This is a genomic window from Pseudomonas sp. BN414 (assembly GCF_029871275.1).
In the GTDB taxonomy this organism is placed as follows: Bacteria; Pseudomonadota; Gammaproteobacteria; order Pseudomonadales; family Pseudomonadaceae; genus Metapseudomonas; species Metapseudomonas resinovorans_C.
Genome location: NZ_SSOL01000033.1, coordinates 22,389 through 47,993, shown reverse-complemented (window position 1 = coordinate 47,993; position 25,605 = coordinate 22,389). Strand labels below are relative to the sequence as shown.

At 64.4% G+C, this 25,605-nt stretch carries 22 protein-coding genes; 11 read left to right on the top strand and 11 right to left on the bottom strand.

From position 1 onward, the window contains the following. Positions 1–221: 221 nt before the first annotated feature. The gene (locus E8E95_RS05200; RefSeq protein WP_280348662.1) at positions 222–1,181 is read right to left on the bottom strand and encodes a DMT family transporter; all 960 of its coding nucleotides are present in this window, start codon (positions 1,179–1,181) and stop codon (positions 222–224) included. Between the two features lie 221 nt (positions 1,182–1,402). Here E8E95_RS05200 and E8E95_RS05195 point away from each other — a divergent pair, with 221 nt between their 5' ends. Beyond that, positions 1,403–1,612: a DUF6316 family protein gene (locus tag E8E95_RS05195; protein WP_280348660.1), complete on the top strand. Its 210-nt coding sequence runs from the start codon at positions 1,403–1,405 to the stop codon at positions 1,610–1,612. A gap of 181 nt (positions 1,613–1,793) precedes the next feature. Here E8E95_RS05195 and E8E95_RS05190 read toward each other — a convergent pair whose 3' ends face one another. Further along, entirely contained in the window at positions 1,794–2,978 is a 1,185-nt protein-coding gene (locus tag E8E95_RS05190) for a thiolase family protein (RefSeq protein WP_280348658.1), read from the bottom strand. Positions 2,979–3,082: 104 nt separating this feature from the next. Then, positions 3,083–4,570: a polyphosphate:AMP phosphotransferase gene (gene pap, locus E8E95_RS05185; protein WP_280348656.1), complete on the bottom strand. Its 1,488-nt coding sequence runs from the start codon at positions 4,568–4,570 to the stop codon at positions 3,083–3,085. A gap of 243 nt (positions 4,571–4,813) precedes the next feature. Here pap and mnmC point away from each other — a divergent pair, with 243 nt between their 5' ends. The 7 genes from mnmC (at position 4,814) to E8E95_RS05150 (ending at position 15,672) form a co-directional block, all read left to right on the top strand. Next, positions 4,814–6,784: a bifunctional tRNA (5-methylaminomethyl-2-thiouridine)(34)-methyltransferase MnmD/FAD-dependent 5-carboxymethylaminomethyl-2-thiouridine(34) oxidoreductase MnmC gene (gene mnmC, locus E8E95_RS05180; protein ID WP_280348655.1), complete on the top strand. Its 1,971-nt coding sequence runs from the start codon at positions 4,814–4,816 to the stop codon at positions 6,782–6,784. A 2-nt stretch (positions 6,785–6,786) separates the two neighbouring features. Then, a complete protein-coding gene (locus E8E95_RS05175) occupies positions 6,787–7,536 on the top strand; it encodes a sulfite exporter TauE/SafE family protein (RefSeq protein ID WP_280348654.1) in 750 nt (249 codons plus the stop codon). A gap of 170 nt (positions 7,537–7,706) precedes the next feature. Then, on the top strand, positions 7,707–9,476 hold the full coding sequence (locus E8E95_RS05170) for an N-acetylglutaminylglutamine amidotransferase (RefSeq protein WP_280348653.1): 1,770 nt from the start codon (positions 7,707–7,709) through the stop codon (positions 9,474–9,476). Between the two features lie 4 nt (positions 9,477–9,480). Beyond that, entirely contained in the window at positions 9,481–11,220 is a 1,740-nt protein-coding gene (gene ngg, locus E8E95_RS05165; protein ID WP_280348652.1) for an N-acetylglutaminylglutamine synthetase, read from the top strand. Between the two features lie 40 nt (positions 11,221–11,260). After that, positions 11,261–12,454: an osmoprotectant NAGGN system M42 family peptidase gene (locus E8E95_RS05160; RefSeq protein ID WP_280348651.1), complete on the top strand. Its 1,194-nt coding sequence runs from the start codon at positions 11,261–11,263 to the stop codon at positions 12,452–12,454. Positions 12,455–12,614: 160 nt separating this feature from the next. Then, positions 12,615–15,392 (top strand): hybrid sensor histidine kinase/response regulator, encoded by a 2,778-nt coding sequence (locus E8E95_RS05155; RefSeq protein ID WP_280348650.1) that lies wholly within the window; start codon positions 12,615–12,617, stop codon positions 15,390–15,392. A gap of 49 nt (positions 15,393–15,441) precedes the next feature. Next, the gene (locus tag E8E95_RS05150; RefSeq protein ID WP_280348649.1) at positions 15,442–15,672 is read left to right on the top strand and encodes a YheU family protein; all 231 of its coding nucleotides are present in this window, start codon (positions 15,442–15,444) and stop codon (positions 15,670–15,672) included. 137 nt (positions 15,673–15,809) lie between these two features. On the opposite strand, the gene E8E95_RS05145 is transcribed toward E8E95_RS05150, so the two are convergent. Beyond that, positions 15,810–17,279, bottom strand: a complete 1,470-nt coding sequence (locus tag E8E95_RS05145; protein ID WP_280348647.1) for a multiheme c-type cytochrome — start codon at positions 17,277–17,279, stop codon at positions 15,810–15,812. 815 nt (positions 17,280–18,094) lie between these two features. Here E8E95_RS05145 and E8E95_RS05140 point away from each other — a divergent pair. Further along, positions 18,095–18,457, top strand: a complete 363-nt coding sequence (locus E8E95_RS05140) for a hypothetical protein (protein WP_280348646.1) — start codon at positions 18,095–18,097, stop codon at positions 18,455–18,457. 157 nt (positions 18,458–18,614) lie between these two features. Next, positions 18,615–19,700, top strand: coding sequence for an alpha/beta hydrolase (locus tag E8E95_RS05135; RefSeq protein ID WP_280348645.1), 1,086 nt, complete (start codon positions 18,615–18,617; stop codon positions 19,698–19,700). A gap of 12 nt (positions 19,701–19,712) precedes the next feature. On the opposite strand, the gene cls is transcribed toward E8E95_RS05135, so the two are convergent. From cls to E8E95_RS05100, 7 genes are all read right to left on the bottom strand, one after another. Then, positions 19,713–21,104 carry a cardiolipin synthase gene (gene cls / locus E8E95_RS05130; RefSeq protein ID WP_280348644.1) on the bottom strand — a complete coding sequence of 464 codons (1,392 nt, stop codon included), beginning with the start codon at positions 21,102–21,104 and terminating at the stop codon, positions 19,713–19,715. A gap of 122 nt (positions 21,105–21,226) precedes the next feature. After that, positions 21,227–21,388 carry a hypothetical protein gene (locus E8E95_RS05125; protein WP_280348643.1) on the bottom strand — a complete coding sequence of 54 codons (162 nt, stop codon included), beginning with the start codon at positions 21,386–21,388 and terminating at the stop codon, positions 21,227–21,229. 161 nt (positions 21,389–21,549) lie between these two features. Beyond that, complete coding sequence (locus E8E95_RS05120; RefSeq protein ID WP_280348642.1) at positions 21,550–21,882, bottom strand: YnfA family protein; 333 nt, start codon at positions 21,880–21,882, stop codon at positions 21,550–21,552. Positions 21,883–21,917: 35 nt separating this feature from the next. Beyond that, positions 21,918–22,346: a hypothetical protein gene (locus tag E8E95_RS05115; RefSeq protein ID WP_280348641.1), complete on the bottom strand. Its 429-nt coding sequence runs from the start codon at positions 22,344–22,346 to the stop codon at positions 21,918–21,920. 75 nt (positions 22,347–22,421) lie between these two features. Then, the gene (locus tag E8E95_RS05110; RefSeq protein WP_280348640.1) at positions 22,422–23,576 is read right to left on the bottom strand and encodes an MFS transporter; all 1,155 of its coding nucleotides are present in this window, start codon (positions 23,574–23,576) and stop codon (positions 22,422–22,424) included. 303 nt (positions 23,577–23,879) lie between these two features. Next, entirely contained in the window at positions 23,880–24,689 is an 810-nt protein-coding gene (locus E8E95_RS05105) for an SDR family oxidoreductase (protein ID WP_280348639.1), read from the bottom strand. 104 nt (positions 24,690–24,793) lie between these two features. Beyond that, positions 24,794–25,162, bottom strand: a complete 369-nt coding sequence (locus E8E95_RS05100) for a DUF2784 domain-containing protein (RefSeq protein ID WP_280348638.1) — start codon at positions 25,160–25,162, stop codon at positions 24,794–24,796. A 135-nt stretch (positions 25,163–25,297) separates the two neighbouring features. On the opposite strand from E8E95_RS05100, the gene E8E95_RS05095 reads away from it, so the two are divergent. Further along, positions 25,298–25,453: a DUF3309 family protein gene (locus tag E8E95_RS05095; RefSeq protein WP_280348637.1), complete on the top strand. Its 156-nt coding sequence runs from the start codon at positions 25,298–25,300 to the stop codon at positions 25,451–25,453. Positions 25,454–25,605: the final 152 nt, after the last annotated feature.

Below are 25,605 nucleotides of genomic sequence, written 5' to 3'. Positions count from 1 at the left end.
GTATCGCAAGCTCCACCCATCCTACGGACCAGTCCCGTAGGTTGGTCAGAGCGTAGCGAAGCCCAACAGCGGAGCCCAGACAGGCGTTGGGCTTCGCGTAGCTCAGCCACAACCTACAGGGAGCGGAAACGCTCGGGACCCGCTGCTAAGGAGAGGTAGGTTGGGCAGAGCGGAGCGAAGCCCAATAGCGGAGCCCGGACAGGCGTTGGGCTTCGCGTGGCTCAGCTGGTTGCCGCCGCCTCACGCCGCGCGCGCCAGCTGCGCACCAGCGATGGGGCCAAGGCGGTGAGGGCCGAACCCAGTACCACGAACACCGCACCGGCATAGGCGATCAGATTGATCTCCTCCGGCTGCACATGGTCCGGCCAGAATGCAGCGCAGGCAGCGACGCTGGCGAAGGTCACCAGCGGGGTGATCGCCAGGGTGGCGCTGACCCGAGAGGCTTCCCAGTGGGCCAGGGCTTCGGCGAAGGCGCCATAGGCAATCAGAGTGTTCAGGCAGCAAGCCAGCAGCAGCCAGCCCTGCAGCGGGCTGAGATTGAGCAGTTCCATGGGGTGCGCCCAGGGCGTCAGCAACGCGGCGCAACCGAGGTAGATCACCATCATCACTTGCGCCGAACTCCAGTGACTCAGCAGTTGCTTCTGCGCCAGGCCGTAGAAGGTCCAGACGAAGGCCGACAGCAGGATCACCAGTACGCCCAGGGTGTACTCGCTCATGGAGGTCAGCAGTTCCTCCAGTCGCTGGTTGAAGAACAGGCCGAAGCCCAGCACCGTCACCACCAGGCCGAATGCCTGGCCCAGGCTGAAGCTCTCCTTGAAGACGAAAAGGCTGCTCAGCAGGAACAGGATCGGCGCCACCTGGATCACCAGTTGCGTGGTGCCCGGACTGAGCATGCGGAGTCCGATCAGGTAGCACACGTAGTTGCCGGTCAGTCCGCCCACCGCCAGCACCACCAGCCAGCGCCCACGCGCGCCCAGCGGACGGATCGCCGGCAGCCGGCGGTTGGCGCCCAAGTACAGGAACAGCAGCGAGCCCGCGACGATCAGGCGGTACCAGGTGACAGTCACCGGGTCCATGGTCTGCAGGACTTCCTTCAGCCAGATCGGCAGGACGCCCCAGAGCACGGCCGTAACCAGGGCAAGGAGCAGGCCGTAGACCCAACGGCCGGAGGTGATATGCATGGAGACCTCAGGAGGAGCGCGCCCGCCTGGCGGCGGGCGAAAAGGGAGAGGCCATTCTAGGAGCGTCCGCTATCAGGGCACAGGAACAGTTTCCGCTCTGTCGACGGCACAACTGTACCTGTCGCACCGGGATCATCGCCGATAGCCGCCCGTCGAGCCCCAGAGCACGCTCGTCAGCGCTGGTTAGACTGAAGTTGCCAATGAATGACGGAGGTGGTCCGATGTTCGGTCGACGTGCGTGCGACGCGGCCTCAAACACCCACTATCGGAGTGAGCGGGTCAGCGCCGTGAACGGTCAGTACTTCTTTTCCACCCGAGAAGGAACGCTGGAGGGACCCTTCTTCACACGTGTGGATGCAGAGCGGGAGATCGCCCTGTACATTCGCCGCATCCATCAATCCAATGCGCTCTTCGCGCTCCGGGGTCGATGAGTGCCCCGCAATGAAAGAACCCGCGCCAGGCGCGGGTTTTTCTTTTACGTGGAGCTACCTGTCTGTGAGGGCGAATTCATTCGCTATGGGCAGCGCAGCTGCCCCACTCGACACCGCAGGGCGAACCTGCGGTCCGCATAGCGATTGAAATCGCCCCCACGAAAAGCAGGCAACACAGCTTTCAGCGATACGCCTCGAACAGCCCGGTGGCGCCCATGCCGCCGCCGACGCACATGGTGACGATGCCGAAGCGCTTGTCGCGACGCTGCAGTTCGCGCACCAGATGGCCGACCTGGCGCGAGCCGGTCATGCCGAACGGGTGGCCGATGGAGATGGAACCGCCGTTGACGTTGTACTTCTCGTTGTCGATGCCCAGGCGATCACGTGCATAGAGGCACTGGGAAGCGAAGGCTTCGTTCAGTTCCCAGAGGTCGATGTCGTCGATGGACAGGCCCTTGGCCTTGAGCAGCTTCGGCACCGAGAACACCGGGCCGATGCCCATTTCGTCTGGCTCGCATCCGGCGACGGTGAAGCCACGGAAGTACGCGATCGGTTTCAGGCCCAGCTCCAGCGCCTTGTCCAGGCTCATCAGCAGGGTCATGGAAGCGCCGTCGGACAGCTGCGAGGAGTTGCCGGCGGTCACCGAGCCATCCTCGGAGAACACCGGTTTCAGGGAAGACAGGCCTTCCAGGGTGGTGTCGGCGCGATTGCAGTCGTCGCGGTCGACCACGCCGTCCACGATTTTCTTCTCGCCAGTGGCTTTGTCTTCAATGAAGTACTTCACGCTCATCGGCACGATTTCATCGTTGAACAGGCCCTCGGCCTGGGCGCGAGCGGTGCGCTGCTGGCTCTGCAGGGCATAGAGGTCCTGGGCTTCGCGGGTGACGTTGTAGCGGCGCGCGACAATCTCAGCGGTCTGCCCCATGGGGTAATAGATGCCGGGGTGTTCGAGCTTCAGGCGCGGGTTGACGAAGTTGTCCTGGTTGATGCTCTTCAGGGTGAGGGTGATGGACTCGACGCCGCCGGCCACCATCACGTCGCTGCAACCCGAGGCGATCTGGTTGGCGGCGATGGCGATGGCCTGCAGGCCCGAGGAGCAGTAGCGGTTGAGGGTCATGCCGGCGACGCCGACGCCCAGCCCCGAAAGCACGGCGACGTTGCGGCCGATATTGTGGCCCTGGGCACCTTCGTTGGAACCGGCGCCGACCACGCAATCGTCCACCAGCGCCGGGTCGATATCGTTGCGCGCCAGCAGCGCGTTCACGCAATGGGCGGCCATGTCGTCCGGCCGGGTCATGTTGAACTTGCCGCGGAAGGACTTGGCCAGGCCAGTCCGCACGCTGTCGACGATCACCACTTCACGCATGACGCACCTCGTTCCAGTTGGGAGGGATAGTGGGGCGAGCATAGTTGCGGCCCATATTCAGGCACCACGATCATTCACCCCGCGTATGCGCGCCCATCCTTTGCTCAATCCTTCCTGAAGGCAGCCTCCAGGGCATCGTTGATGGTGCGCAGAACCTTCACCCGCGCATAGCGCTTGTCGTTGGCCTCCACCAGGGTCCAGGGCGCGATCTCGGTACTGGTGCGGTCGACCATGTCGTCCACGGCGTCGACGTAGAGGTCCCACTTGTCCCGATTGCGCCAGTCCTCCTCGGTGATCTTGTAGCGCTTGAAGGACACCTCCTCGCGCTCCTTGAAGCGCTGCATCTGGGTGTCCTTGTCGATGGAAAGCCAGAACTTCACCAGCACGATGCCGAAGTTGTGCAGTTGCTCCTCGAAGTCGTTGATTTCGCCATAGGCACGCAGCCAGTCCGCCTGGGCACAGAAGCCCTCGACCCGTTCCACCAGCACGCGGCCATACCAGGAGCGGTCGAAAATGGTGAACTGGCCGCGACCGGGCACATGCCGCCAGAAACGCCAGAGATAGGGCTGGGCACGTTCTTCTTCGGTGGGCGCGGCGATCGGCACGGTGCGGTATTGCCGTGGGTCCAGCGCGCCAGTGATGCGGCGGATGGCACCGCCCTTGCCGGCCGCATCGTTGCCCTCGAACACCGCCATCAGTGCGTGGCCGCGCATGCGCTTGTCGCGCATCAGGCCATTCAGGCGGGCCTGCTCGATGGCCAGTTGTTCCTTGTAGGCGTCTTTTTCCAGCTCGAGCTGAAGGTTGAGGCTGTCCAGCAGGCTGCGCCGGTCCAGGCTGGACATGAGCGGCGCGGCGCGGGTGTGCGGCTTGCGACCGGAGTCCTGTTCGAGTGCCGCCTGCAACCCTTCGAGGATGATGCGTCCGACACTGAGGCTGCGGTAATACTCGTCGGAACCTTCGATCACGTACCACGGCGCGTAGTCGCGGCTGGTACGGCGCAATACGCGCTCACCGAAGCGCACGAAGCGGTCGTAGACCTGACTCTGTTTCCAGTCCAGCGGATTGAGCTGCCAACTGCGCTGGGGGTCCTTCTCCAAGGCCTTGAGGCGCCCCTTGAGCTGCTTCTTGGAAAGGTGGAACCAGAACTTGAGGACCAGCGCACCCTCGTCGCAAAGCATGCGCTCGAAGCCTTCCGCATCATTGATCGCCTGGTCCAGGCGGGCATCCTTGATATCGCCCTCGACGCGAGCCTGGAGCATCTGGCTGTACCAGTTGCCGAAATAGATGCCGATGCGTCCCTTGGGCGGCAGCTTGCGCCAGAAACGCCACTGTGGCGGCCGCGCGAGTTCTTCATCGGTTGGACTCATGAAACTCTCGACGTTGATCAGGCGCGGGTCCATCCATTCGTTGAGCAGCTTGACCGTCTCGCCCTTGCCGGCGCCTTCGATGCCGTTGATCAGGATGAGCACCGGGAAGCGCGCCTTTTCCTTCAGTTCCAACTGCGCCTCCAGCAGGGCTTCGCGCAGTTCCAGCACGGCCTTCTCGTAGGTTTCCTTGTCGATGGAGTGGCCGATCTCGGCGGATTCAAACATGCAGACCTCCTTGGCGTGATGGAGAAAAGGTAGCGGATGAGGGACTGTCTGTGGGGCGTTCCAGAGGAGCACTCCGATTGTGGGGGCGAATTCATTCGCAAAGGGCTGCGCAGCAGCCCCAAGCAGGGCAGGTCTGCGACCTGCTCAGCGAATGAATTCGCCCCCACAAGAAAAGCCGGAATTCCAATCTCAGAACCAACCCCGATCGGCTAACATTCGCGCTTCGCAGTCTCGGAAACCTCCATGTCCGACTTCCACCACGCCCGACTCGACTGGGACGACCAGGGCCAACCGCTGTCGCGGGAATTCGACGACGTCTACTTCTCCCCGACATCGGGCATCGACGAAACCCATCATGTGTTCATCAATGGCAATGACCTGACCCGGCGTTTCGGCGAATTGCCGGCCGGCGGGCGCTTCTGCATTGGCGAAACCGGTTTCGGTACCGGGCTGAACTTCCTCTGCGCCTGGCAATTGTTCGTGCAACATGCCCCGGCCGACGCCCGGCTGCATTTCGTCAGCGTGGAAAAATTCCCCCTCTCCCGCGACGACATCCAGCGCGCCCTGGCCCTCTGGCCGCAACTGGCGCCGCTCGCCGCCGAGTTCATCGGCCAGTACGTAGCCGTACACCCCGGCTTCCAGCGTTTCAGCCTGACCAACGGCCGCGTGGTGCTGACCCTGCTGGTGGGGGATGCCATGGACTGCCTGCCGGAGCTGGACGCCCGTATCGACGCCTGGTTCCTCGACGGTTTCGCCCCGGCGAAGAACCCGGAAATGTGGAGCCCCACCCTCTTCGTCCAACTGGCTCGACTGTCCGCCCCCGGCACCACGCTCGCCACCTTCACCTCCGCCGGTTTCGTGCGCCGCGCATTGAAGGAGGCTGGCTTCGCCATCAAGCGCACGCCGGGGTTCGGCAAGAAATGGGAAATGAGCCAGGGCCGCTTCGAAGGTCAGGCCTGCATGGATGCCGGCAAACCCTGGTTCGCCCGTCCAGGCTTCGTGCCGGAGCGCCGTGAGGCCCTGGTGATTGGTGCGGGGCTCGCCGGCTGCGCCAGTGCCGCCAGCCTCGCAGCCCGTGGTTGGCAGGTGACCCTTCTGGAGCGTCATGACGCCCCCGCCCGCGAGGCTTCGGGAAACCCCCAAGGGGTGCTCTATCTCAAGCTTTCTGCCCATGGCACGCCGCTTTCCCGGCTGATCCTCAGCGGCTTCGGACATACCCGCCGGCTGCTGCAGCGGCTGGAGCAAGGCCGCGACTGGCAGGCCTGCGGCGTGCTGCAGCTGGCCTTCGACGACAAGGAAGCACAGCGCCAGGCCAAACTGGCCGAGGCCTTCCCTGCCGAATTGCTGCACAGCCTCGACCGCAGTGAGGCCGAAGCCCTGTCGGGCGTCGTGCTGCCCGCTGGCGGCCTGTTCTATCCCGATGCCGGCTGGGTCCATCCGCCGGCCCTGTGCCAACTGCTGGCCGGGCATCCGAACATCCACCTGGTCAGCCACGCCGAAGCGCTGGAACTGCGCCAAGAAGCGGGTCGCTGGCACGCCCGCGCCGGCGACGTCACCCTGGCCTCAGCGCCGGTGGTGGTGCTGGCCGGTGCCGCCGAGGTGCTGCGTTTTCCCCAGGCCGCCGGGCTCGCACTCAAGCGCATCCGTGGGCAGATCAGCCGCCTGCCGGCCACCGCCGAGAGCGCGGGCCTGGGCACGGTGCTCTGTGCCGAGGGTTATGTGGCGCCGCCGCGCGACGGCGAACACACCCTGGGCGCCAGCTTCGACTTCCACAGCACGGACATCACGCCGACCGCCGCGGAACATGCCGGCAACCTGGAGTTGCTGGACGAAATATCCCCCGACCTCGGCCGCCGCCTGCGCGTCGCTGATCTGGAACCCGCGCGTCTCGAAGGCCGCGCCGCATTCCGCTGCACCACGCCCGACTACCTGCCCATCGTCGGCCCATTAGCCGATGCCGAAGCCTTCGCCGAAACCTACGCGGTGCTGGCCAAGGACGCACGCCAGGTGCCGGATGTGGCAGCGCCGTGGCTCGACGGCCTCTACGTGAACAGCGCCCACGGCTCGCGCGGACTGATCACCGCGCCACTGTCGGGTGAACTGCTGGCCGCCTGGCTGGATGACGAACCGTTGCCGGTGCCCCGCGCGGTAGCTGAAGCCTGCCATCCCAACCGCTTCGCCCTGCGCCGCTTGATTCGCGGCAGGAGCGCCTGAACATGGATCTGCTCCTGATCGAAGCCCTGGTCATCGGCGGCGTGCTCGGCCTGTTGCTGGGCCTGACCGGTGCCGGCGGATCGCTGGTGGCCCTGCCCCTGCTCCTCAGTCTGCACCTGCCGCTGCGCGATGCCATCGGCGTGAGCCTGGGTGCAGTCGCCCTGTCCGCCGCTATTGGTGCCATTCCCCGCGCCCGCCAGGGGATGGTGGCCTGGCGTCCGGTGCTGTTGCTGGCCATCAGCGGGCTGCCCGGCAATGCCGTCGGCCAATGGCTGGGCCGATTCATTCCGGAAACGGTGCTGATCCTCGGTTTCTGCATGCTGGTGCTCTGGTCCGCATGGCGCATGTGGCGCGGGGCGGCGCTGCCGAAGATCCATGACGGTCCGTTGCGAAGCGCGCCACTGGTGATGATCGGTGCCGGTGTCGGTCTGCTGTCCGGGGTGATGGGCGTCGGTGGCGGTTTCCTCGTCGTGCCGGCGCTGCTCTGGTACACACCGTTGTCGATGCTGGCTGCCACGGCCACCTCGATGGCGGTGATCGCGCTGGTTTCCGGCGGCGGTTTCCTTCTCTATCTCACCGGTGCCCAGCCCCCCATGGCCCTGCTCGGCGGACTGGCGGCCGGCGGTGCCGTCGGCGTCCTCTGGGGTAACCAGTTGGCCACGCGCCTGCGCGGCGCCACCCTGCAACGGCTGTTCGCCCTGATGCTGGTGGCCGTGAGCCTGTCCCTGGCGGCACAGAAACTCTTCTCCTGAGAACTACTCCATGACCGGCGCGTATCCCGCTTGCGGTCATGGACGGTTTCCTATGTCGCGATTTCATAACCAAACGATATAAAACTCACAGAAGTGCACAGGGGTCGGACCCTTAGTGCCTGCTGCAAAAGGCGGCACGAATTCCCCAACGGCAACACCGGTAAGGACTTATGTGCGGCATTTCTGGAGAACTTCGTTTCGACAAACAACCGGCCGACCTGGCCGCCCTCGACAGGATCACCCACCATCTCGCCCCCCGCGGCCCAGACGCCTGGGGTCTGCACAGCCAGGGACCGATCGCCCTGGGTCATCGACGACTGAAGATCATGGACCTGGCCGAAGCCTCCGGGCAGCCCATGCTGGACCCCGAACTGGGCCTGGCCATGGTGTTCAATGGCGCCATCTACAACTACCCCGAGTTGCGCAAGGAACTGCTGGCCCTGGGTTACCGATTCCATTCCGACGGTGACACCGAGGTGCTGCTCAAGGCCTGGCACGCCTGGGGCAAGGACATGTTGCCGAAGCTCAACGGCATGTTCGCGCTGGCCATCTGGGAACGGGACCGGCAGCGCCTGTTCCTCGCCCGCGACCGCCTCGGCATCAAGCCGCTGTACCTCTCGCGCACGGATCAACGCCTGCGCTTCGCCTCCAGCCTGCCGGCCCTGCTCAAGGGCGGCGACCTGGACACCGGGCTGGACCCACAAGCGCTGAACTTCTACCTCAACTTCCACGCCGTGGTGCCCGCGCCCCGCACCCTGGTCAAGGGTGTGGAGAAACTGCCGCCGGCCAGCTGGATGCAGATCGACGCGGACGGCAATTGCAGCCAGGGGATCTGGTGGCAACTGGAGTACGGCGCGCACGAGGACGAACAGGGCCTTGGCATGGACGATTGGCGCGACCGCCTGCTGGCCAGCCTGCGCGATGCCGTATCGATCCGCCAACGCGCCGCCCGCGAGGTGGGCGTGCTGCTTTCCGGCGGGGTGGACTCCAGCCTGCTGGTGGGCCTGCTGGCCGAGACCGGCGTGGAGCAACTGGCGACCTTCTCCATCGGCTTCGAGGATGCCGGCGGCGAGCGCGGCGACGAGTTCGAGTATTCCGACCTGATCGCCCGCCACTACGGCACTCGCCACCAGCAACTGCGGATCGACGAGCGCGAGGTGCTGGAACAGCTCCCGGCGGCCTTCACGGCCATGAGCGAACCCATGGTCAGCCATGACTGCATCGCCTTCTATCTGCTCTCCCGCGAAGTGTCGAAGCACTGCAAGGTGGTGCAGAGCGGCCAGGGGGCGGACGAACTGTTCGGCGGCTACCACTGGTATCCGCCCCTGGCCGATACCCGTGACCCGTTCAACAGCTACCGCGCGGCCTTCTTCGATCGCGCCCACACCGAATACCAGGCCACGGTGCAATCGGCCTGGCTCACCGAGGACCTGGCCGGCGACTTCGTGCGCCAGCACTTCGAGCAGCCCGGTGCCCTCGACTCCGTGGACAAGGCCTTGCGCCTGGACAGCACGGTGATGCTGGTGGACGACCCGGTGAAGCGGGTGGACAACATGACCATGGCCTGGGGGCTGGAAGCGCGGGTGCCCTTCCTCGACTACCGGGTGGCGGAACTCTCGGCGCGCATTCCCTCCCGCTTCAAGCTCGGCGATGGCGGCAAGGCGGTCCTCAAGGCTGCCGCGCGCAAGGTCATTCCCCATGAAGTGATCGACCGGCCCAAGGGCTATTTCCCGGTGCCCGGCCTCAAGCACCTAGAAGGCCGGACCCGCGACTGGATACGTGAACTGCTGCTGGACCCGAGCCAGGACCGCGGCCTGTTCCAGCCGGCGATGCTCGAGCGGCTGCTCGCCAGCCCCACGGAAGACATCACCCCGCTGCGAGGTTCGAAGCTGTGGCAGATGGCCGCTCTCAATCTCTGGCTCAACCAACAGGGACTCTGAATCGATGAAAGCCCATACCCTGCACAGCCAGCGCCTCCTGCGTGGCCAGGCGCCCTCCTATCAGCGCCTTCAGGCCCAGCTTGCCGAAGGCCACCAGCAGCCTCACGAGGAACCGCAGATACTCCACTGCGGCTGGGGCCGCCTGCTGCTCGGCCATACCTTCCCCGACCCGTCCAGCCTGGCCCGCGAACTGCTGGCCGAGCAGCCCGGCGAGCGCGATATCGCCCTCTACGTCGCCGCGCCCCAGCAAGTGTTGGCCCAGGCACCCCAGCAACTGTTCCTCGACCCGTCCGACACCCTGCGTCTCTGGTTCCCCGACTACCGCCCGGCGCGCCGGGGCTTCCGGGGTTTCCGCATCCGCCGCGCCCAGAGCGATGCCGACTGGCAGGCGGTCAACCAGCTCTACCGGTGCCGCGGCATGCTCCCGGTGGACCAGGACGCCATCACCCCACGCCACCTCGGCGGACCGGTCTACTGGCTGGCCGAGGATGAACGCGACAACCAGGTGATCGGCGCCGTCATGGGCCTGAATCACCGCAAGGCCTTCCACGACCCGGAAGGCGGCTCAAGCCTCTGGTGCCTGGCGGTGGACCCGCAGTGCAGCCGCCCCGGCGTCGGCGAGGCCCTGGTGCGCCATCTGGTGGAACACTTCATGAGCCGCGAGCTCAACTACCTCGACCTGTCGGTGCTGCACGACAACCGCCAGGCCAAGGCGCTCTATGCCAAGCTCGGCTTCCGTGAGCTGGCCACCTTCGCCGTGAAGCGCAAGAACAGCATCAACCAGACCCTGTTCATCGGCCCCGGCCCGGAAGAGAAGCTCAATCCCTACGCGCGCATCATCGTCGACGAAGCCCTGCGCCGGGGCATAGAAGTGCAGGTGGATGATGCCGAGGGCGGGCTGTTCACCCTCAATCACGGTGGCCGGCGCATCCGTTGCCGTGAATCTCTCACCGACCTCACCAGCGCCGTGAGCATGACCCTCTGCCAGGACAAGCAGCTCACCCACCGCGCGCTAGCCCGCGTGGGGATCAGGCAGCCGTTCCAGTGCCTGGCCAGCAGCGACGAGGCGAATGCCGCCTTCCTGGCCGAACACGGCAGCATCGTCGTCAAGCCGGTGAACGGAGAGCAGGGCCATGGCGTGGCGGTCGACCTGCGAACCCTGGACGAAGTGAAGACTGCCATCGCCACCGCCGAACATTTCGACAGCCGTGTGCTGCTGGAAAGCTGCCACGAAGGCTCCGACCTGCGCGTGGTGGTGATCAACTACGAAATCGTGGCCGCCGCTATCCGCCGCCCCGCCGAGGTCATGGGCGACGGCCAGCAAACGCTGCGCCTGCTGATCGAACACCAGAGCCGCAGACGCCAGGCCGCCACCCAGGGTGAAAGCCGTATCCCGATGGACGCCGAAACCGAACGCACCCTGCGCGCGGCGGGCTACACCTATGACGATGTCCTGCCCGCCGGCACCCGCCTGGTCGTGCGCCGCACCGCCAACCTGCACACCGGCGGCACCCTGGAAGACGTCACCGCGACCCTGCATCCGGCCCTGGCCGACGCGTCGATCCTTGCCGCACGCACGCTGGAAATCCCGATGGTCGGCCTGGACCTGCTGGTGTCCTCCGCCGAACAGCCGGACTACGTGCTGATCGAAGCCAATGAGCGGGCGGGTCTGGCCAACCACCAACCGCAGCCCGTGGCGGAGTGTTTCATCGACCTGCTGTTCCCGCTGACGCGAGCGCCCTGACCATTCCGGCCGGTCCCAAGGTCCACGCCAAGGAGATGTCATGAGCAAGAGACTCCCCGAACCCGACCTCGCCTACCTGCAACAAGTGCTGCTGGAAATGCTCGCCATTCCCAGCCCCACAGGATTCACCGACACCATCGTGCGCTACGTGGCCGAGCGCCTCGACGAAATCGGCATTCCCTATGAACTGACCCGGCGCGGCACCATCCGCGCCACGCTCAAGGGACGCCAGAACAGCCCTGACCGCGCCGTGTCGGCGCACCTCGACACCATTGGCGCCATCGTCCGCGAGATCAAGGACAACGGCCGGCTCGCCCTGGCCCCCGTTGGCTGCTGGTCCAGTCGCTTCGCTGAAGGCAGTCGCGTGAGCCTGTTCTGCGACAGCCGCGTATTGCGCGGCAGCGTCTTGCCCTTGCTGGCGTCGGGGCACGCGTTCAACACCCAGGTGGACAGCTTGCCCATCAGTTGGGACCACATCGAACTGCGCCTGGATGCCTACAGCGCTACGCGGGCCGACTGCGAAAGCCTGGGTGTTTCGATCGGCGATTTCGTCGCCTTCGACCCCTTGCCGGAATTCACCGAGAGTGGGCATATCACTGCCCGTCACCTGGATGACAAGGCCGGTGTCGCCGCCCTGCTCACCGCCCTCAAGGGCATCGCCGAAGCACGCCTGGTGCCACCCATCGACTGTCATCCGCTGTTCACCATCACCGAGGAGATCGGTTCCGGTTCCGCTGCTGCACTGCCGTGGGACGTCAGCGAATTCGTCGGCATCGACATCGCGCCGGTCGCCCCCGGCCAGCACTCCAGCGAACATGCGGTCAGCGTGGCCCTGCAGGATTCCGGTGGCCCGTACGATTTCCATCTCTCGCGGCATCTGTTGAAACTGGGCGACGAGCATTCCATCCCGCTGCGCCGCGACCTGTTCCGCTACTACCACAGCGATGCGCAATCGGCGGTCACCGCCGGGCATGACATCCGCACCGCCCTGCTGGCCTTCGGTTGCGACGCGACCCACGGCTACGAGCGCACCCATATCGACAGCCTGGAGGCCCTGACCCGGCTGCTCGGCGCCTACCTGATGAGCCCGCCGGTGTTCGCCAGCGACGCGGTGACCAGCCAGCAATCCCTCGAACCCTTCAGCCACCAGTTGGAACACGACGCGCAGATGGAGAGCGAGACGCGCGTCCCGACCGTGGAAAGTCTTGTGGGAAAGGGTGACGCCGGCCCTTGAAGGGCGATCCCGCCAGGAGCAAAGTGCCACCTATGCTCATTACGAAGGTTGCGCGGATGCGATGAGGCCATGTCGAACATCGGTTTCTGCCTGGTTTCCCCGCCCCTCGACTACCTTTCGTAGAGAGACAAAGGACGAATAACAACGCGGGTGGTCACCCATGCTTCACCTCTCAGGCTGTGTGAAAACTGTCGCACTCGGTCTGGCCTTGCTCCTGTTCCTGGTCTGCCGGCCCGCCTCCGCACTGGAGGCCGTGCCCCTCGATCAGGATCAGCTACGCCTTTCCCTCGGCCACTGGGTCGGCTACCTCGAAGACCCGAGGGGCGAACTCGACCTGGAACAGGTCCGCAATCTCCCCGACCCGGCCTTCCAGCCGGTGCGTGGCGAGCAGGCCAACCTCGGCAAGAATGGTTCGGTCTGGTGGTTCAAGGTGCACCTGGACAACCGCCGAGCCCATACGCTGGACGGCTACCTGGAAGCCAACTACCCGTTGCTGGACAACCTCCGCCTCTACTACCTCACGCCCGACGGCCAGGTGCAGGCGCAGGAGACCGGCGACCATTTCGCCTTCTCCCAGCGTCCGGTGCAGGTGCGCAACTTCTGGTTCCCCCTGCACGTCGAACCCGGGCAGAGCACGCTGATCCTGCGGGTGGAAAGCACCAGCACCATCTTCGTGCCGCTGGTATTCAGCACCTTCGATGCCAGCGCCGCGGCCCAGGAGAACCTCATGGGGTTCAACGGGGCCTTCTATGGCGTGCTCTTCGCCATGTTCTTCTACAACCTGTTCCTCTACCTGTCGCTGCGGGAACCGGCCTACCTATGGTATCTGGCCTACAACCTCAACGTCGGCCTGCTCGCCGCCTGCTTCGACGGCATGCTGTTCAAGCTGCTGCCCGACCACGTCGTGCTGCAATCGGTGGCGATCTACATCTTCATGTACCTGCACTGCCTGACGGCGCTGCAGTTCAGCCGTCACTTCCTCCACACCGGCCTGCACTTCCCGCGCCTCGACAAGGTGCTGCAAGGGCTGATGATCGCAACCCTGGTGGCGCTGCTGAGCGCGCCGCTGATCGGCCTGCAGAACTGGAATATCCTCGCCAGCCTCACTGTATCGGCCATCTCCGCCTTCCTGCTGCTCACCGGCCTGTATGTCTGGCGCAAGGGCCTGCGCTACGGCTCCTACTACACCCTGGCCTGGGGCGTGCTGCTGTTCGCCTTCATCCAGATCACCACCGGCTCCCTCGGCGTCGAAGTGCTCGGGCTGTTCGGCGCCACGGTGGTGAAGATCGGCGTCACCATCGAGCTGATCACCCTGTCCATCGGTCTCGCCGACCGCATCAACACGCTCAAGGAGGAAGGCTACCGCTCCCGCCAGGCCGCCGAGCAAGCGGACTTCGAGAACCAGGCCAAGAGCCGTTTCCTGGCCACCATGAGCCATGAAATCCGCACCCCGCTCAATGGCGTGCTGGGCATGCTGCAACTGCTCAAGGAAACCCCGCTGGATCGCAGCCAGCGCTTTTATGTCGACACCATTTCCAGCTCCGGCACCGCGCTGATGGCGGTGATCAACGACATCCTCGACTTCGCCCGCATCGAATCCGGCAAGTTGGAGCTGGAGCACATCGAGTTCGACCTGGAAGACCTGGTTTCGGAAACCCTCGGGCTGTTCACCGCCCAGGCCATGGACAAGCGCCTAGGCCTGCACCTGAGCCTGGACGCCGGCGTGCCTCGGCGCGTCCTCGGGGACCCGACACGGCTCAAGCAGGTGTTGATGAACCTGCTGGGCAATGCCCTCAAATTCACCGCCGAGGGCCATGTCGCCCTCCACCTTTCCCTGCGCCGAAAGGCCGATGGTCATTCGCGCCTGGTGTTCAACGTCAGTGACAGCGGCATCGGCATCCGCCCCGAAGCCCTGACCCAGTTGTTCGATTCCTTCGCCCAGGGCGACTCCAGCACGACCCGTCGCTTTGGCGGCAGCGGCCTGGGCCTGGCCATCAGCAAGGAGCTGGTGGAAATGATGGGTGGTCACATCGAAGTCCAAAGCACGCTCCATGTGGGCACCCGCTTCAGCTTCGACATCCCGTTGCAGCCCGGCGAGTTCAGGACCGATGAGCTGAACCAGCTGCTCGATGGCCGTACCGCCCTGATCGCCTGCCAGGACGCCCTCGGCCTGGATGCCCTGGGGCGTCTGCTCGGGCGCTGGGGCATGCGTTGCGAGCGTTGCCAGGACCCGGAAAGGCTGCTCCAGCATCTGGAGGACTTCGCCGTACCGCCCCTGCTCGTGCTGCAAGCGCCCTGGCCCGGCGACCCGGAACGCTGGATGGACCGGCTGCGCCCGCACCTGGAGCAGGGCCAGCGCATCATGCTGATCTGCCCGCCGGAGTACTGCCAGAACCTGCCTATGGGCACCGGCCTGCGGCTTCGGGCGGTGGCCCAACCGCTGACCCTGGCGCAGTTGCGCGACACCTTGCAGGAGCTGTACCGCGAGCGGCGCCTGGAAGAACGAACCCAGCAGCAGGATGAGCGTCGCCGGGTGAGTGCAACGCCGTGCATCCTGGTGGCCGAAGACAATCCGGTGAACCAGATGGTGGTGCAGGGTTTCCTCAAGAAGCGCGGTTATCTGGTGCGCACCGTCGCCAACGGCGTGGCGGCGGTGGACGAGTACCAGCGCGACCCGGAAGGTATCCAGTTGATCCTGATGGACTGCGAAATGCCGGAAATGGACGGTTTCGAGGCCACCCGGCAGATTCGAAAGCTGGAACGCGCCCGCAACTGGCTGCCAGTGCCCATCGTCGCCCTGACCGCGCATATCCTGGAGGAGCATCGCCAGGCCGGTGCCGACGCGGGCATGGACGACTTTCTCGGCAAACCCCTGGACAGCGCGCTGCTGTTCGCCACCCTCGAACGTTTCATCCAGCGCCAGAGCGTGGATGGATGACGGCGTCCGGCGGCGGCGTTAGCATTCCGCCCCCGCCGGAGATACCCCGATGCTCATTCCCTTTGACCTGCTCGAAGCCGACACCCTGACCCGCCTGATCGAGGACTTCGTCACCCGCGAAGGCACCGACAATGGCGACGACACTCCGCTGGAAACCCGCGTCGAGCGTGTGCGCAAGGCGCTGAAGAAAGGCGAAGCGGTCATCGTCTACGACCCCGAAAGCCAGCTCTGCCAACTGATGCTCAAGCTGGACGTGCCCAAGGAGTGGCTGGAGGAGTAACGCTTAATGCTGTGGGGGCGATTTCAATCGCTGGTGGGCTGAAGCGGAACGCCGCCCGGCCCACCCTACAGAGCCTGGCATCGGCACATGGCCAACCGTAGGGTGGGCTTCAGCCCACCATCGCAGGTCAGCCTGGGTTACAACTTCGCCGCCTGCACGGCTGCGCCCAACGGCAAGCTGCGCACCACCTGGCCCATCCGCGTCACTTCCACTTTCAGCTTGCCTTCGCCCAGCAGGTAATCCACCAGGCGCTGCGAGAATGGCCAGTAGTTCAGCTCTGCAGTCAGGGTGACGGGAGCCACCGCATCCGCCGGCACCACGAAGGAGAATTCGCGGACGTCGTAGCCCTTGGGCAGGATGCGGTTGTCCGAGAGGATCTGGGTGGCGTTCCAGACCTCGATGTCCAGCTCCTTGCCATCCTTGTCGCCCAGGTGAACCTTGAAGTTGCGCGTGTCGGGCTCGGTGGCGCCGTCGCGAACCGCACCCAGCCGGTAGAACTCGTGACCTGCTGCGTCCACGGCACGGAAGTCGATCCAGACTTCACGGCCCTCGGGGAAACCGGTGGGCAGCTTGTGCCCTGCCCCGACATTGGCAACCTTCACCCGCACCGAAACCTCCTGCCCCGGCACCAGGTGCTCAGGAACCGACTCGAAACTGATCTCGGCCGCCTTGGCCAGGTACTCGCGGGCGCGCTGCGCCGCCTCTTTCTGGCCCAGGTACTCCAGCACCGCTGCGTTGGCGCCGGTGAACCAGTGGGAAGCAACGTCCGCGCGCTCCGGCCCCATGATCGCCGCCTTGCCGGCGAAGCCCGGCATATGGCAGCTCTGGCAGGTCTGGCCGTTGAAGCTGTAGGGACTTTCAAGCCATTCGTCATAGGTCCGCTCGACGGCCACCGTGCTGAACGGATGGGTGACGTTGTGGCAGGTGGCGCAGAAGTCGGAACGGGTGTGCAGGTCGGAATAAACGGTGTCGTGATAGGGCGACGTGGCGTCGCTGCGGGGGCCGAACTTGGTCGGTTTGCCGTGGGCGCGCGGACTGAGGACATAGGCACCGTTATCCAGGCCGGTGCGGGCACTGATGTTGTGGCAGGTCTCGCAGTCCACGCCGGGCATGGGGTTGTGCTCGGCGGTGAATTCCACGGATGCGCGATTGACCGTCGAGTTGATCTGACCCGTGGTGAGGCCGATGGGGGTATGGCAGCCGGTGCAGAAGTTATCCACACGTCCTTCGGTGGCCTCGCTGGCGTGTCGCAGTAGCGCTCGGTAGATGGGTTCTTCCCAGGCGTGGGACATCATCGATGTACGCCACTGCCGGTAGATCTCGTCATGGCACGCGCCGCAGACCTGCGCGTCATCAAAGTCACCTGCATTGAGCACGGCATTGTTTGGCGTGTTGGCCCGATGGGGAAAGAACGGCATCCCGTCCTTGTCTTCCAGCAAGCGTGAGCGTGCCGGCTCCAGCCACTTGTCATTGCGCGGGGGTGTTTCAGCGATGGCGACGACTGTGCCCAGCAACGCAAGAACGGCGCAGACCGCCAGCGGAAGGAGCGAAGTTCCACGCCGCGCATAGGGCGCTGACGTGAACGACCTCTTTGTCAGATAGCCCATTGCGCTGCCTCGCTTGCACCTGATCCATCAAAAGAGCGCGCGAATCCAGCAGAATCACGGCGATGGCCGTCTCCTTCAGCAAACTTCTGCCGGATTCATCCGCCCCCGCAGTTGGGGGTAAGTCAGTAGTAGTTGGAGCGCAGGGCGGCGTCAAAGGACCGGCAACAGCCAAACCCGCCTATGCAAGCGAGCTATCCGATTGATTCATATGAGGCTGATCGTTTTTTGAATGCGACGTGGCAGGCGATGAAGCGGCGATTATTCAGTACCAGCGACAGATCTGTCAGTCCTGAACGGCGGGCACAAAAAAGGCCGCCACGGGGCGACCCAAAACAAAGCAGAGCACCAATAAGCTCTGAGGTCAGAGTGTAGAAGCTTTGCTACGAAAAGATGACAGAACATAGAAAAACGACCGGCATTTCGTCGGCAAAATCGCCGAACCCAGGTTAAACCGCTCTAGTTCGCGGGATAGCTGTGCACGATCTCGATGCAGGTCGATCCTGCTGATATCCCCGTCGCCCACCAGGCGCTTTCGATAAGAAATTTCACACAGGACATTCGCCTTGAGCGCCTACACAGCCCATGGCTAAAGTCCCTGGCCATCGCGGTTGGAACCGCGACCGGGAGTCGCAACCCGAACTTCACGCAGGCCACGTCCACCTCACGCGCAAGCGCCATGGTGGGCTGTGCAGGGAAGGCTTAAGCCTTGCCGGGTTTTCCTCGCGTAACCGGTTTGCGACCCCTGCACGGCCCGCCGCCCTTAAAGGAGTCGTGACAACAAGGTCGGTAGCTCTACCACGCGAGGAAGCAAGGATATGCACACCCCACACGCTACGCAGACAGACACTCGCACGGCTGCCGATCTCCCTTCCCGGCGACTGCCCACCACCAGCTTCACGCCGCTCCTGCCACAATCCCAGCCCTACGAAGACGTCCTGTTCATCAACGGGCGGGCACCTTCCGCGCACCTGTTCGAAGCCGCCAACCAACGCATGAGCGCCCTGGGCGACCTGCTGCGGATCATCGAATCCGGTAGCCGCACCAGCTCCCTGGCCCAGGAAACGGCACGATTGGCCTCCGCCCTCGGACTGCTCCTGGCAGATGCCCAGGCCCTCCACGAAGCCGCCTTCCAGCGCGTAAGGGAAGAACAGCGTCGTCCGGGCGAATCGTCTGCCTGATCCCCCCGAACAGACACACTGAAAAGGTCGGCCCACTTAAACAAAGCGTCGAACCGCATCAAAAATCATCACGCGCCCTTCCCTAGACTTGGCCTGCTCGCCCCCCCTAACCGAGGCGATGCGGGCAGGACCACCAACAACAAGAAGGAAGGTGCACATGAGCGTTTACCGAAATGGATTGGCGTTGGCGTTTTCCTGGGTGCTGGCCATTGGAGCCGCGCACGCATCCGGGCCTATTCAGGTGCAGAACAGCTTCGACTCCATGGGGCCGGCGATGCAGAGTTGGGTCGATGGCAAGGGCAAGACGCTCCACTACCTGGATGAGGGCCCGCGCGATGGCCTGCCCGTGGTGCTGGTCGGTGGTAATGGCACCAGTGGACGGGTGCTTGCCCTCACCGACTTCCTGCGCAGCCTGCGCGAGCAGTTGGACCTGCGCTTCATCACGCTGGAACGCAATGGTTTCGGCCAGACCGCGTTCGACCCCGCAGGCAATTACCAGTCATACGCCGATGAGGTAGCCGCCCTGCTCGATCACCTGAACGTGAGCCGCTTCTCCCTGGTGGCGATCTCAGGCGGCGGTCCCTACGTGGCACAGATCGCCTCCGGCCTGGCGTCTCGCGTGCGCTCGGTGCACATGGCCGCAGCCTTCTCGCAGACCGAAGGCGTGATGGCGACTCCCGCTCGCTGCGCCCTGAGTGATCAGCAGGTAGCCGAGGCCTATCTCGCCGGCCACTACGATGTGCCCTCGGTCTGGTGGGACCTGGGACCGAACACGGCGGTGAACCGCATCCATGGTTTCCTCGACGAAGCAGCTGATGAAGGTGCGCGGTTCTACTACGCCAAAGGCTCGAAGGGCTTCGACATGGCGCCCCTGACCCATGAACTCCGCCTGTACTGCGACCAGCCGGTAGCGGACCTTTCCGCCGTCTACGCCCCGGTGTTCCTGTATTACGGACTCGCCGATGCCACGGTGACCCCGGCACACGCGGAATTCTGGAAAAGCCGCTTCCCCAACGTAGCCGCCGAACGTCTCTATCCCGGAGAAGGCCACGACGTGCAGTACCGGCATTGGGGCCAGATCCTCACTGACCTGGCCTATCAGGGGCGACGCATCCTGGTGTGCAGCAAAGGCCGTTCCCAGCTGGTGGATTCCGACCAGGCCCCACGCCTGTTGCAGCGCGGCGCCAGCCTGGACATCTGTGCCTGGCAACAACCGGCCGGCCACTCGACCCAGCAGCCCTGACGGCTAACCCGGCTAAAGCCAGTACTCCCAGACGCGCCCGATACGTTCACCGACGCGGGCGCGGATGGGACGACGCTTCCAGGAGTCCAGGGTCAGCTCCTGCGAACCTTTCACGTCTTCCAGGAAGGCCTTGCGCATGCGCTCGCCGAAATCCGCCCCCAGCACCACCACGTTGACTTCCTGGTTGTGCAGGAAGCTGCGCCAGTCCAGGTTGGTGGAGCCCACCGTCGACCAGACACCATCGATCACCCCCGCCTTCACATGCAGCAGGGCGTCCTTGCGCTCGTAGAGGCGTACGCCTGACTCCAGCAGCTCCTTGTAGTAGGCCCGCCCGGCATGGAACACCAGCCAGGAGTCGGTACTGCTGGGCACCACCAGACGCACGTCGACGCCACGGTTCACCGCGGCCTTGAGGGCGTCGAGCAACTGTGGGTCCGGCACGAAGTAGGCGCTGGTGAGCCAGATCTCGCTCTGCGCGCTGTGCAATGCGGAGATGAGGGTGGCGTAGATCTGGCTGTAGGGTTCATCCGGCGAACTGCCGATGGCGCGCACCACTTCCTTGCCTGACGGCTGGATGGGCGGGAAGTAGTGTCTGGGTGCTAGGGTGCCGCCTTTCTGCCCGTCCCAGGTGGCAATGAAGAGTTTCTGCAGATCGGCGACAACCGGCCCTTCGATGCGCAGGTCGGTGTCGCGCCAGGGCAGGTCTCCGCTCGGTGGCGGCTCGGTACCGGAGCCGAAGGAGCCGCCGGAATACACGCCACTGATGTTGATGCCACCCAGGATGGCGATGCGTCCATCGACAATGAGCAACTTGCGGTGGTCCCGCTGGTTCAGTTCCCAGCCGGCCTTGGCGGTCATGGGATTGACCGGGTTGAACTCCACCAGGCGAATGCCGGCCCGGCGAAACTGGTCGAAGAACTCCGGCGAAGTGCCCAGGCTGCCGACACTGTCGTAGATGAGATTGACCTGCACGCCACTGCGCTGCTTGGCGATCAGCTTGTCGGCGAAGCGCTGCCCCACCTCATCGCCTTCGAGAATGTAGGTCTCCATGTTGATGTGGTCGCGAGCGCCTTCTATGGCCTCGAACATGGATTTATACGTGTCCGGCCCATCCTGCAGCAACTCCACCTTGTTACCGGCGGTCAGCGGGCTCCCGACCAGAGCCTCTTCGATCGCCAGGTGCAAGTCGAAGATATTGGTCTCCATCCCGGAGGCTTTGAGTCGTTCCAGAACGGCCTTGCTGCGGGCCTCCGAAAGCGGGCCATGGGCACCGTCGACCTGCACTTGCGCCTCGGGTGAGTGGACCATGTCGGGATTGATACGGGGCAGTGACGTACACGCCAGGAGGAGCGATGAAAGCACCACCAGGACAAACGCCACTGTCCCTGATGACGGCAATTTCATTCAGCATCCTCCACCTGAATGACGTCGTTACGCGAAGACTCGCAACGACTGTTTTCCGGACGATCCTGAGCGATTCGACAGTGCCTGCAGGGAAAAGGTTGGCACAATCTGCGTTGCGGGAATCACACCTGGACACGGTTGTCCGGAACGAAACGCAGTAGCGCTTCAGGTGTAGGCAGGTCGTCAGGCAGGTAGCGTTCGGCATACCGCAGGCAGGCACCGGAACGCAGCAGCAGGCTGAACAGGTCGGGGTCGAGATGGCCCTGCTCGCACATATTTCGCATGATCGCCAGGGCCTGGTCCAGGGTCTTGCTCGGCTCATGAAGAGCACGAGATAGAAGCGGAGCGGCCAGGCGCGTTTCATCAAACCCTTCCCTGGTGGAGGCGCTGTCCGCAAATACTGGCACGCGACTGCGTATCCCGCGAATCACGGCCCGGCCGTCCATCAGCTTTGCGAGAAGCGCGGCCCCAGCAGGATGATGGTTGCGCCCACTACGCAGAGCGCGGCCCCCAGCCAATCGCTTGCCAGCGGCCGGGTGCGCTCGACGATGCCGAGCCAGAGCAGCGAGGCGACGATGTAGATACCGCCGTAAGCCGCATAGGCGCGGCCTGCGTAGGCGGCTTCCACACGGGTCAGGAGCAGGGCGAAGAGGGTCAGGCTGAGCAGGCCGGGCACGACCCACCAGGCGCTCTTGCCCATTCGCAGCCACAGCCAGAAGGCGTAGCAACCACCGATTTCGAAGAGCGCGGCGAGGAAGAACCACAGGTAATTGAGCATCGATGTTTTCCCTGCGAGGTGGACCGATCCCGTTGTCAGCCGTGTACGCCGCCTTCACGCTCCCAGGCACAACGCACACGCAAGTTGTCTTCCTGGGGGCTGTGGAAGCCCTGCTCGCTTTCCCAGCGGAAGGTGTGGATGCCGTTGAGCTCGGTTTCCAGATGGACCACCGCACTGCTCCAGTAGAGCTGCTTGAGTAGCCCTTCGAAGGCTTTCACCCAGAGGCTCCACTCGTATTCAATCGCCGGGTAGCTGGCACCGAAATGGATCACCTGGGTGCGGAAGAGCCCTTCGCCGGGGTGCTCGCAGCAGGAGAACATCTCGCGGCCGAGGAACGGCCAGGCCTCCCCGCTGGGCAGGTTGTCGAGCACTCGACGGTTGGTCTCGCGGCGCAGGCGGTGTTCCTGATCGTCGAGCGACGGCCAGTCGCGGATGCAACCATAGACGATGGATTCGGACTCCACGCGGGCACTCCAGTAAAACAGTGGCAGCCTTCTAACACAGGACTGCCACGGGAGAAAGGAATTGCGTCGAAGTCTTCAGGCCGGCCTGCGACCGAGCAGCCAGGCCAATGCGCACATCACCAGGGCAAGTGCGGTGATGACCATGAAAGGCACCTGGTAACTCCCCGCCATATCACGGCCGAAACCGGCCAGGACGGGCGCAAAACTGGCCATCCCGTAGCCGGCGAACAGCATCATCGCTGTCCAGCGACTCACCGCCAGCGGCGTGTGCGCTTCATAGAGCGGCAGCACCAGGGACAATGCGAACGAACCGCTGAGGCCCAGCCCCAGGAAGCCCGCCCAGACTTCCGGCAGCAGCGTCGGCTGGAAGCAGATCATCCCCAGGCAGACCGTACTGACCAGGCCACAGACCAGCAGCAACTGGTAGCGGTTGTCGAAGCGCTGGGCCAGCCAGGGCAGGACGAAAGCGCTGGGCAACCCCACCAGCATGAACAGGCTGAACAGACTGTTGCTGCGCAGCAGGCTGAGCCCGGCCTCGTGGTAGCGCGCCACCAGCCAGGTGGTCAGGGCATAGAACAGGCCGGCCTGGAGCGCGAAGAAAGCGGTGATCAGCCAGGCTCGCGGTTCGCCCCAGGGCAGTCCGCCCTGCCCCGCTTCGCTGGCGGTCTCGGCGCGATTCGGCACCATCAGCCAGAGCAACAGGGCGCCGAGTGCTGGCACGGCCCAGAAGGCCAGTCCGAGATGCCATTGGTCCCCCAGCAACTGGGTAACCGGCGGCGTCAGCACCGCGCCGGCAGCGCCGCCAATCGTCATGCTCAGGGAGTACCAGGCGACCACCCGGCCGACCTGATCATGGAAATGGCGCTTGATGAAACCGGACAGCAGCGGGCCGGCTACGGCGATACCGGCTCCCATCACCACGGCACTGCCGATCAGCACGCTGCTGGCATGGCTGCCTAGGCGCGCCAGCAAGGCAACGCCGATCAGGCCAAGGCAAACGGTGATCACCCGCTCCAGGCCGTAACGCACCGCCAGCTGCGGCGCCAGGGGCGCGAGCAAGCCCATGCAGAGCACCGGCAGGGCGGTGGTCAGGCTGATCAGACTGCGACTGAGCGCCAGCTCATCGGCGATGCGTTCGATCAAGGGGGCAAGGGAAGTGATACCGGGCCGCAGGTTGATAGCGGCCAGTACCAGCGCCAGCATCAGCAGCGCACGGGAAAGGGGTTTCACGATGGAACCATCCGGGTTGGCGGGCAGGCCGGGGGAGCAACCCTACTCCCCCGATCCGCCGCCGGGCAACCCCGAACGCAGCGAAAGCTGACCGATTGGACAGCCAATTCCAAACAATCAGCCATGACCTAGCGAGCTAGAGAAGAACAAGGCGGGAAACGTAGCGAAGCGGAGTAACTGCCGAAGGCTGGCCCGCAGGGCGAGCGCAGCGCGTCATGGCTGAGGGTGCGGAGTTTACGTGCTGTAAATGAGCAAGCCCGAAGCCATTCCCAACGCAGTTATTCCGACGCGCAGCAGGTCATATCAGGCGTTGTGATGCTTGGCGCGCATTTTGGCCGCCATGCTGGCCATCTCGTCGTAGAGCGCCTGCGGGTTCTTCTGCTTCACCGCCCAGGCCATACGGCCCTGCTCGTGGGGCAGGATCATGAAGGTGCCGGCGTTGACTTCCCGGAAGATGTAGTCGGCAATCTCAGCGGCGCTGATCGGCGAGCTTTCCAGCAGCTTGCCCACCTGCTGCTTCATGGCCGGGGTCGGGCCGCGGAAGGAGTCCAGCAGGTTGGTCTGGAAGAACGACGGGCAGACCACGTGCACGCCGACGCCCTCTTCCTTCAACTCGATCAGCAGGCTCTCGGACAGGGCCACCACGCCAGCCTTGGCGACGTTGTAGTTGCTCATGGCCGGGCCCTGCATCAGCGCCGCCATGGAAGCGACGTTGACGATGCGGCCCTTGCTCTTCTGCAGCTGCGGCAGGAAGGCCTTGCACCCCTTGACCACGCCCATCAGATTGATCGCGATCTGCCAGTCCCAGTCTTCCAGGGACAGCTCCTCGAAGAAGCCGCCCGAGGCGACGCCCGCGTTGTTGACGATGATGTCGACGCCGCCCAGCTTCTCTTCGCAAGCCTGGGCGAAGGCAGTGAGCTGGCTGTAGTCGCGAACGTCACAGCGCTGGGTGAAGCCATCGCCACCGGCTTCGCGGACCAGCTTGAGGGTTTCGGCCAGGCCGCTTTCGTTGACGTCGGACAGGGCCAGCTTCCAGCCCTCGCGCGCCCAGCGCAGGGCGATTTCGCGACCGAGTCCGGAACCGGCGCCGGTGATCATGATGCGGTTGTGCATGGTGAGGTGCCTTTCTGCTTGTGCGGTAGATGAGCCGCAGTGTAGCGAAGGCCATAATTCCGCCACCCGTAAATCACGGCGCTGAATGATGAGGGCAAACGCCGCTAGTGGCGCCGCAACAGCCTCATCGCCAGCAGCCCATAGGGCACCAGGTTGAGCAGCAGCACGAAGGCGCCGATCCAGAGCTGGATGGCCGGTGTCAGTCCAGCCGGATAGATCATCGGCACCAGGTAATGCTCGATGAATCCGCCGCTGTAACCCTGCTCCCCCGCCGCCAGGCGCAGACGGTTCTCCAGCGGCGTGAGCGGGCAGATCAGATGAAGGAACTCCACCGTGGCGCCCCAGGCCACCGCCGGTAGGTGCAGCAGTGCCAGGCGCGGCCACCTCAGCACCAACAGCCCGCCCAGCACCACGAAGAGAATGAAGGCCAGGTGCAGCAGCAGTACGGCATCAGCGGCGATCCGGTAGCTCATGGCGAGTCATCCACAGGGTCGTTTTCCTTGAACCATCACGAAAGGTGGTCAGTCGGTTATTACAGGCACGTCAATCTGCCACCAACGATAACGCGACGTGCGCTTGGCAATCCCAGATACCGAGGACCATTGCCCATGATCACCCTTGTGCTGCTCGTCATCCTTATCCTGCTGCTGATTGGCGGCCTGCCAGTCTTCCCCCACTCCCGTAACTGGGGCTATGGCCCATCCGGCATGGTCGGTGTACTGCTGGTCATCGTGGTCGTGCTGATGCTGCTAGGAATGATCTAGCCGCCCGCTCTGCGCCTGCCAAAACTTGTAGGAGCGAGCTTGCTCGCGAAGGGTCCGCGCACGATCTTTCGCGAGCAAGCTCGCTCCTACATTAGCCCTGAGTCCAAATGAAAAAGGGCAGCCCGAAGGCTGCCCCATGGTCTTGCGTACCA

Excerpts from the sequence above, each read along its gene's own strand:
- E8E95_RS05200 (WP_280348662.1), bottom strand. The coding sequence starts at position 1,181 with ATGCATATCACCTCCGGCCGTTGGGTCTACGGCCTGCTCCTTGCCCTG.
- E8E95_RS05195 (WP_280348660.1), top strand. The coding sequence starts at position 1,403 with ATGTTCGGTCGACGTGCGTGCGACGCGGCCTCAAACACCCACTATCGG.
- E8E95_RS05190 (WP_280348658.1), bottom strand. The coding sequence starts at position 2,978 with ATGCGTGAAGTGGTGATCGTCGACAGCGTGCGGACTGGCCTGGCCAAG.
- pap (WP_280348656.1), bottom strand. The coding sequence starts at position 4,570 with ATGTTTGAATCCGCCGAGATCGGCCACTCCATCGACAAGGAAACCTAC.
- mnmC (WP_280348655.1), top strand. The coding sequence starts at position 4,814 with ATGTCCGACTTCCACCACGCCCGACTCGACTGGGACGACCAGGGCCAA.
- E8E95_RS05175 (WP_280348654.1), top strand. The coding sequence starts at position 6,787 with ATGGATCTGCTCCTGATCGAAGCCCTGGTCATCGGCGGCGTGCTCGGC.
- E8E95_RS05170 (WP_280348653.1), top strand. The coding sequence starts at position 7,707 with ATGTGCGGCATTTCTGGAGAACTTCGTTTCGACAAACAACCGGCCGAC.
- ngg (WP_280348652.1), top strand. The coding sequence starts at position 9,481 with ATGAAAGCCCATACCCTGCACAGCCAGCGCCTCCTGCGTGGCCAGGCG.
- E8E95_RS05160 (WP_280348651.1), top strand. The coding sequence starts at position 11,261 with ATGAGCAAGAGACTCCCCGAACCCGACCTCGCCTACCTGCAACAAGTG.
- E8E95_RS05155 (WP_280348650.1), top strand. The coding sequence starts at position 12,615 with ATGCTTCACCTCTCAGGCTGTGTGAAAACTGTCGCACTCGGTCTGGCC.
- E8E95_RS05150 (WP_280348649.1), top strand. The coding sequence starts at position 15,442 with ATGCTCATTCCCTTTGACCTGCTCGAAGCCGACACCCTGACCCGCCTG.
- E8E95_RS05145 (WP_280348647.1), bottom strand. The coding sequence starts at position 17,279 with ATGGGCTATCTGACAAAGAGGTCGTTCACGTCAGCGCCCTATGCGCGG.
- E8E95_RS05140 (WP_280348646.1), top strand. The coding sequence starts at position 18,095 with ATGCACACCCCACACGCTACGCAGACAGACACTCGCACGGCTGCCGAT.
- E8E95_RS05135 (WP_280348645.1), top strand. The coding sequence starts at position 18,615 with ATGAGCGTTTACCGAAATGGATTGGCGTTGGCGTTTTCCTGGGTGCTG.
- cls (WP_280348644.1), bottom strand. The coding sequence starts at position 21,104 with ATGAAATTGCCGTCATCAGGGACAGTGGCGTTTGTCCTGGTGGTGCTT.
- E8E95_RS05125 (WP_280348643.1), bottom strand. The coding sequence starts at position 21,388 with ATGCGAAATATGTGCGAGCAGGGCCATCTCGACCCCGACCTGTTCAGC.
- E8E95_RS05120 (WP_280348642.1), bottom strand. The coding sequence starts at position 21,882 with ATGCTCAATTACCTGTGGTTCTTCCTCGCCGCGCTCTTCGAAATCGGT.
- E8E95_RS05105 (WP_280348639.1), bottom strand. The coding sequence starts at position 24,689 with ATGCACAACCGCATCATGATCACCGGCGCCGGTTCCGGACTCGGTCGC.
- E8E95_RS05100 (WP_280348638.1), bottom strand. The coding sequence starts at position 25,162 with ATGAGCTACCGGATCGCCGCTGATGCCGTACTGCTGCTGCACCTGGCC.
- E8E95_RS05095 (WP_280348637.1), top strand. The coding sequence starts at position 25,298 with ATGATCACCCTTGTGCTGCTCGTCATCCTTATCCTGCTGCTGATTGGC.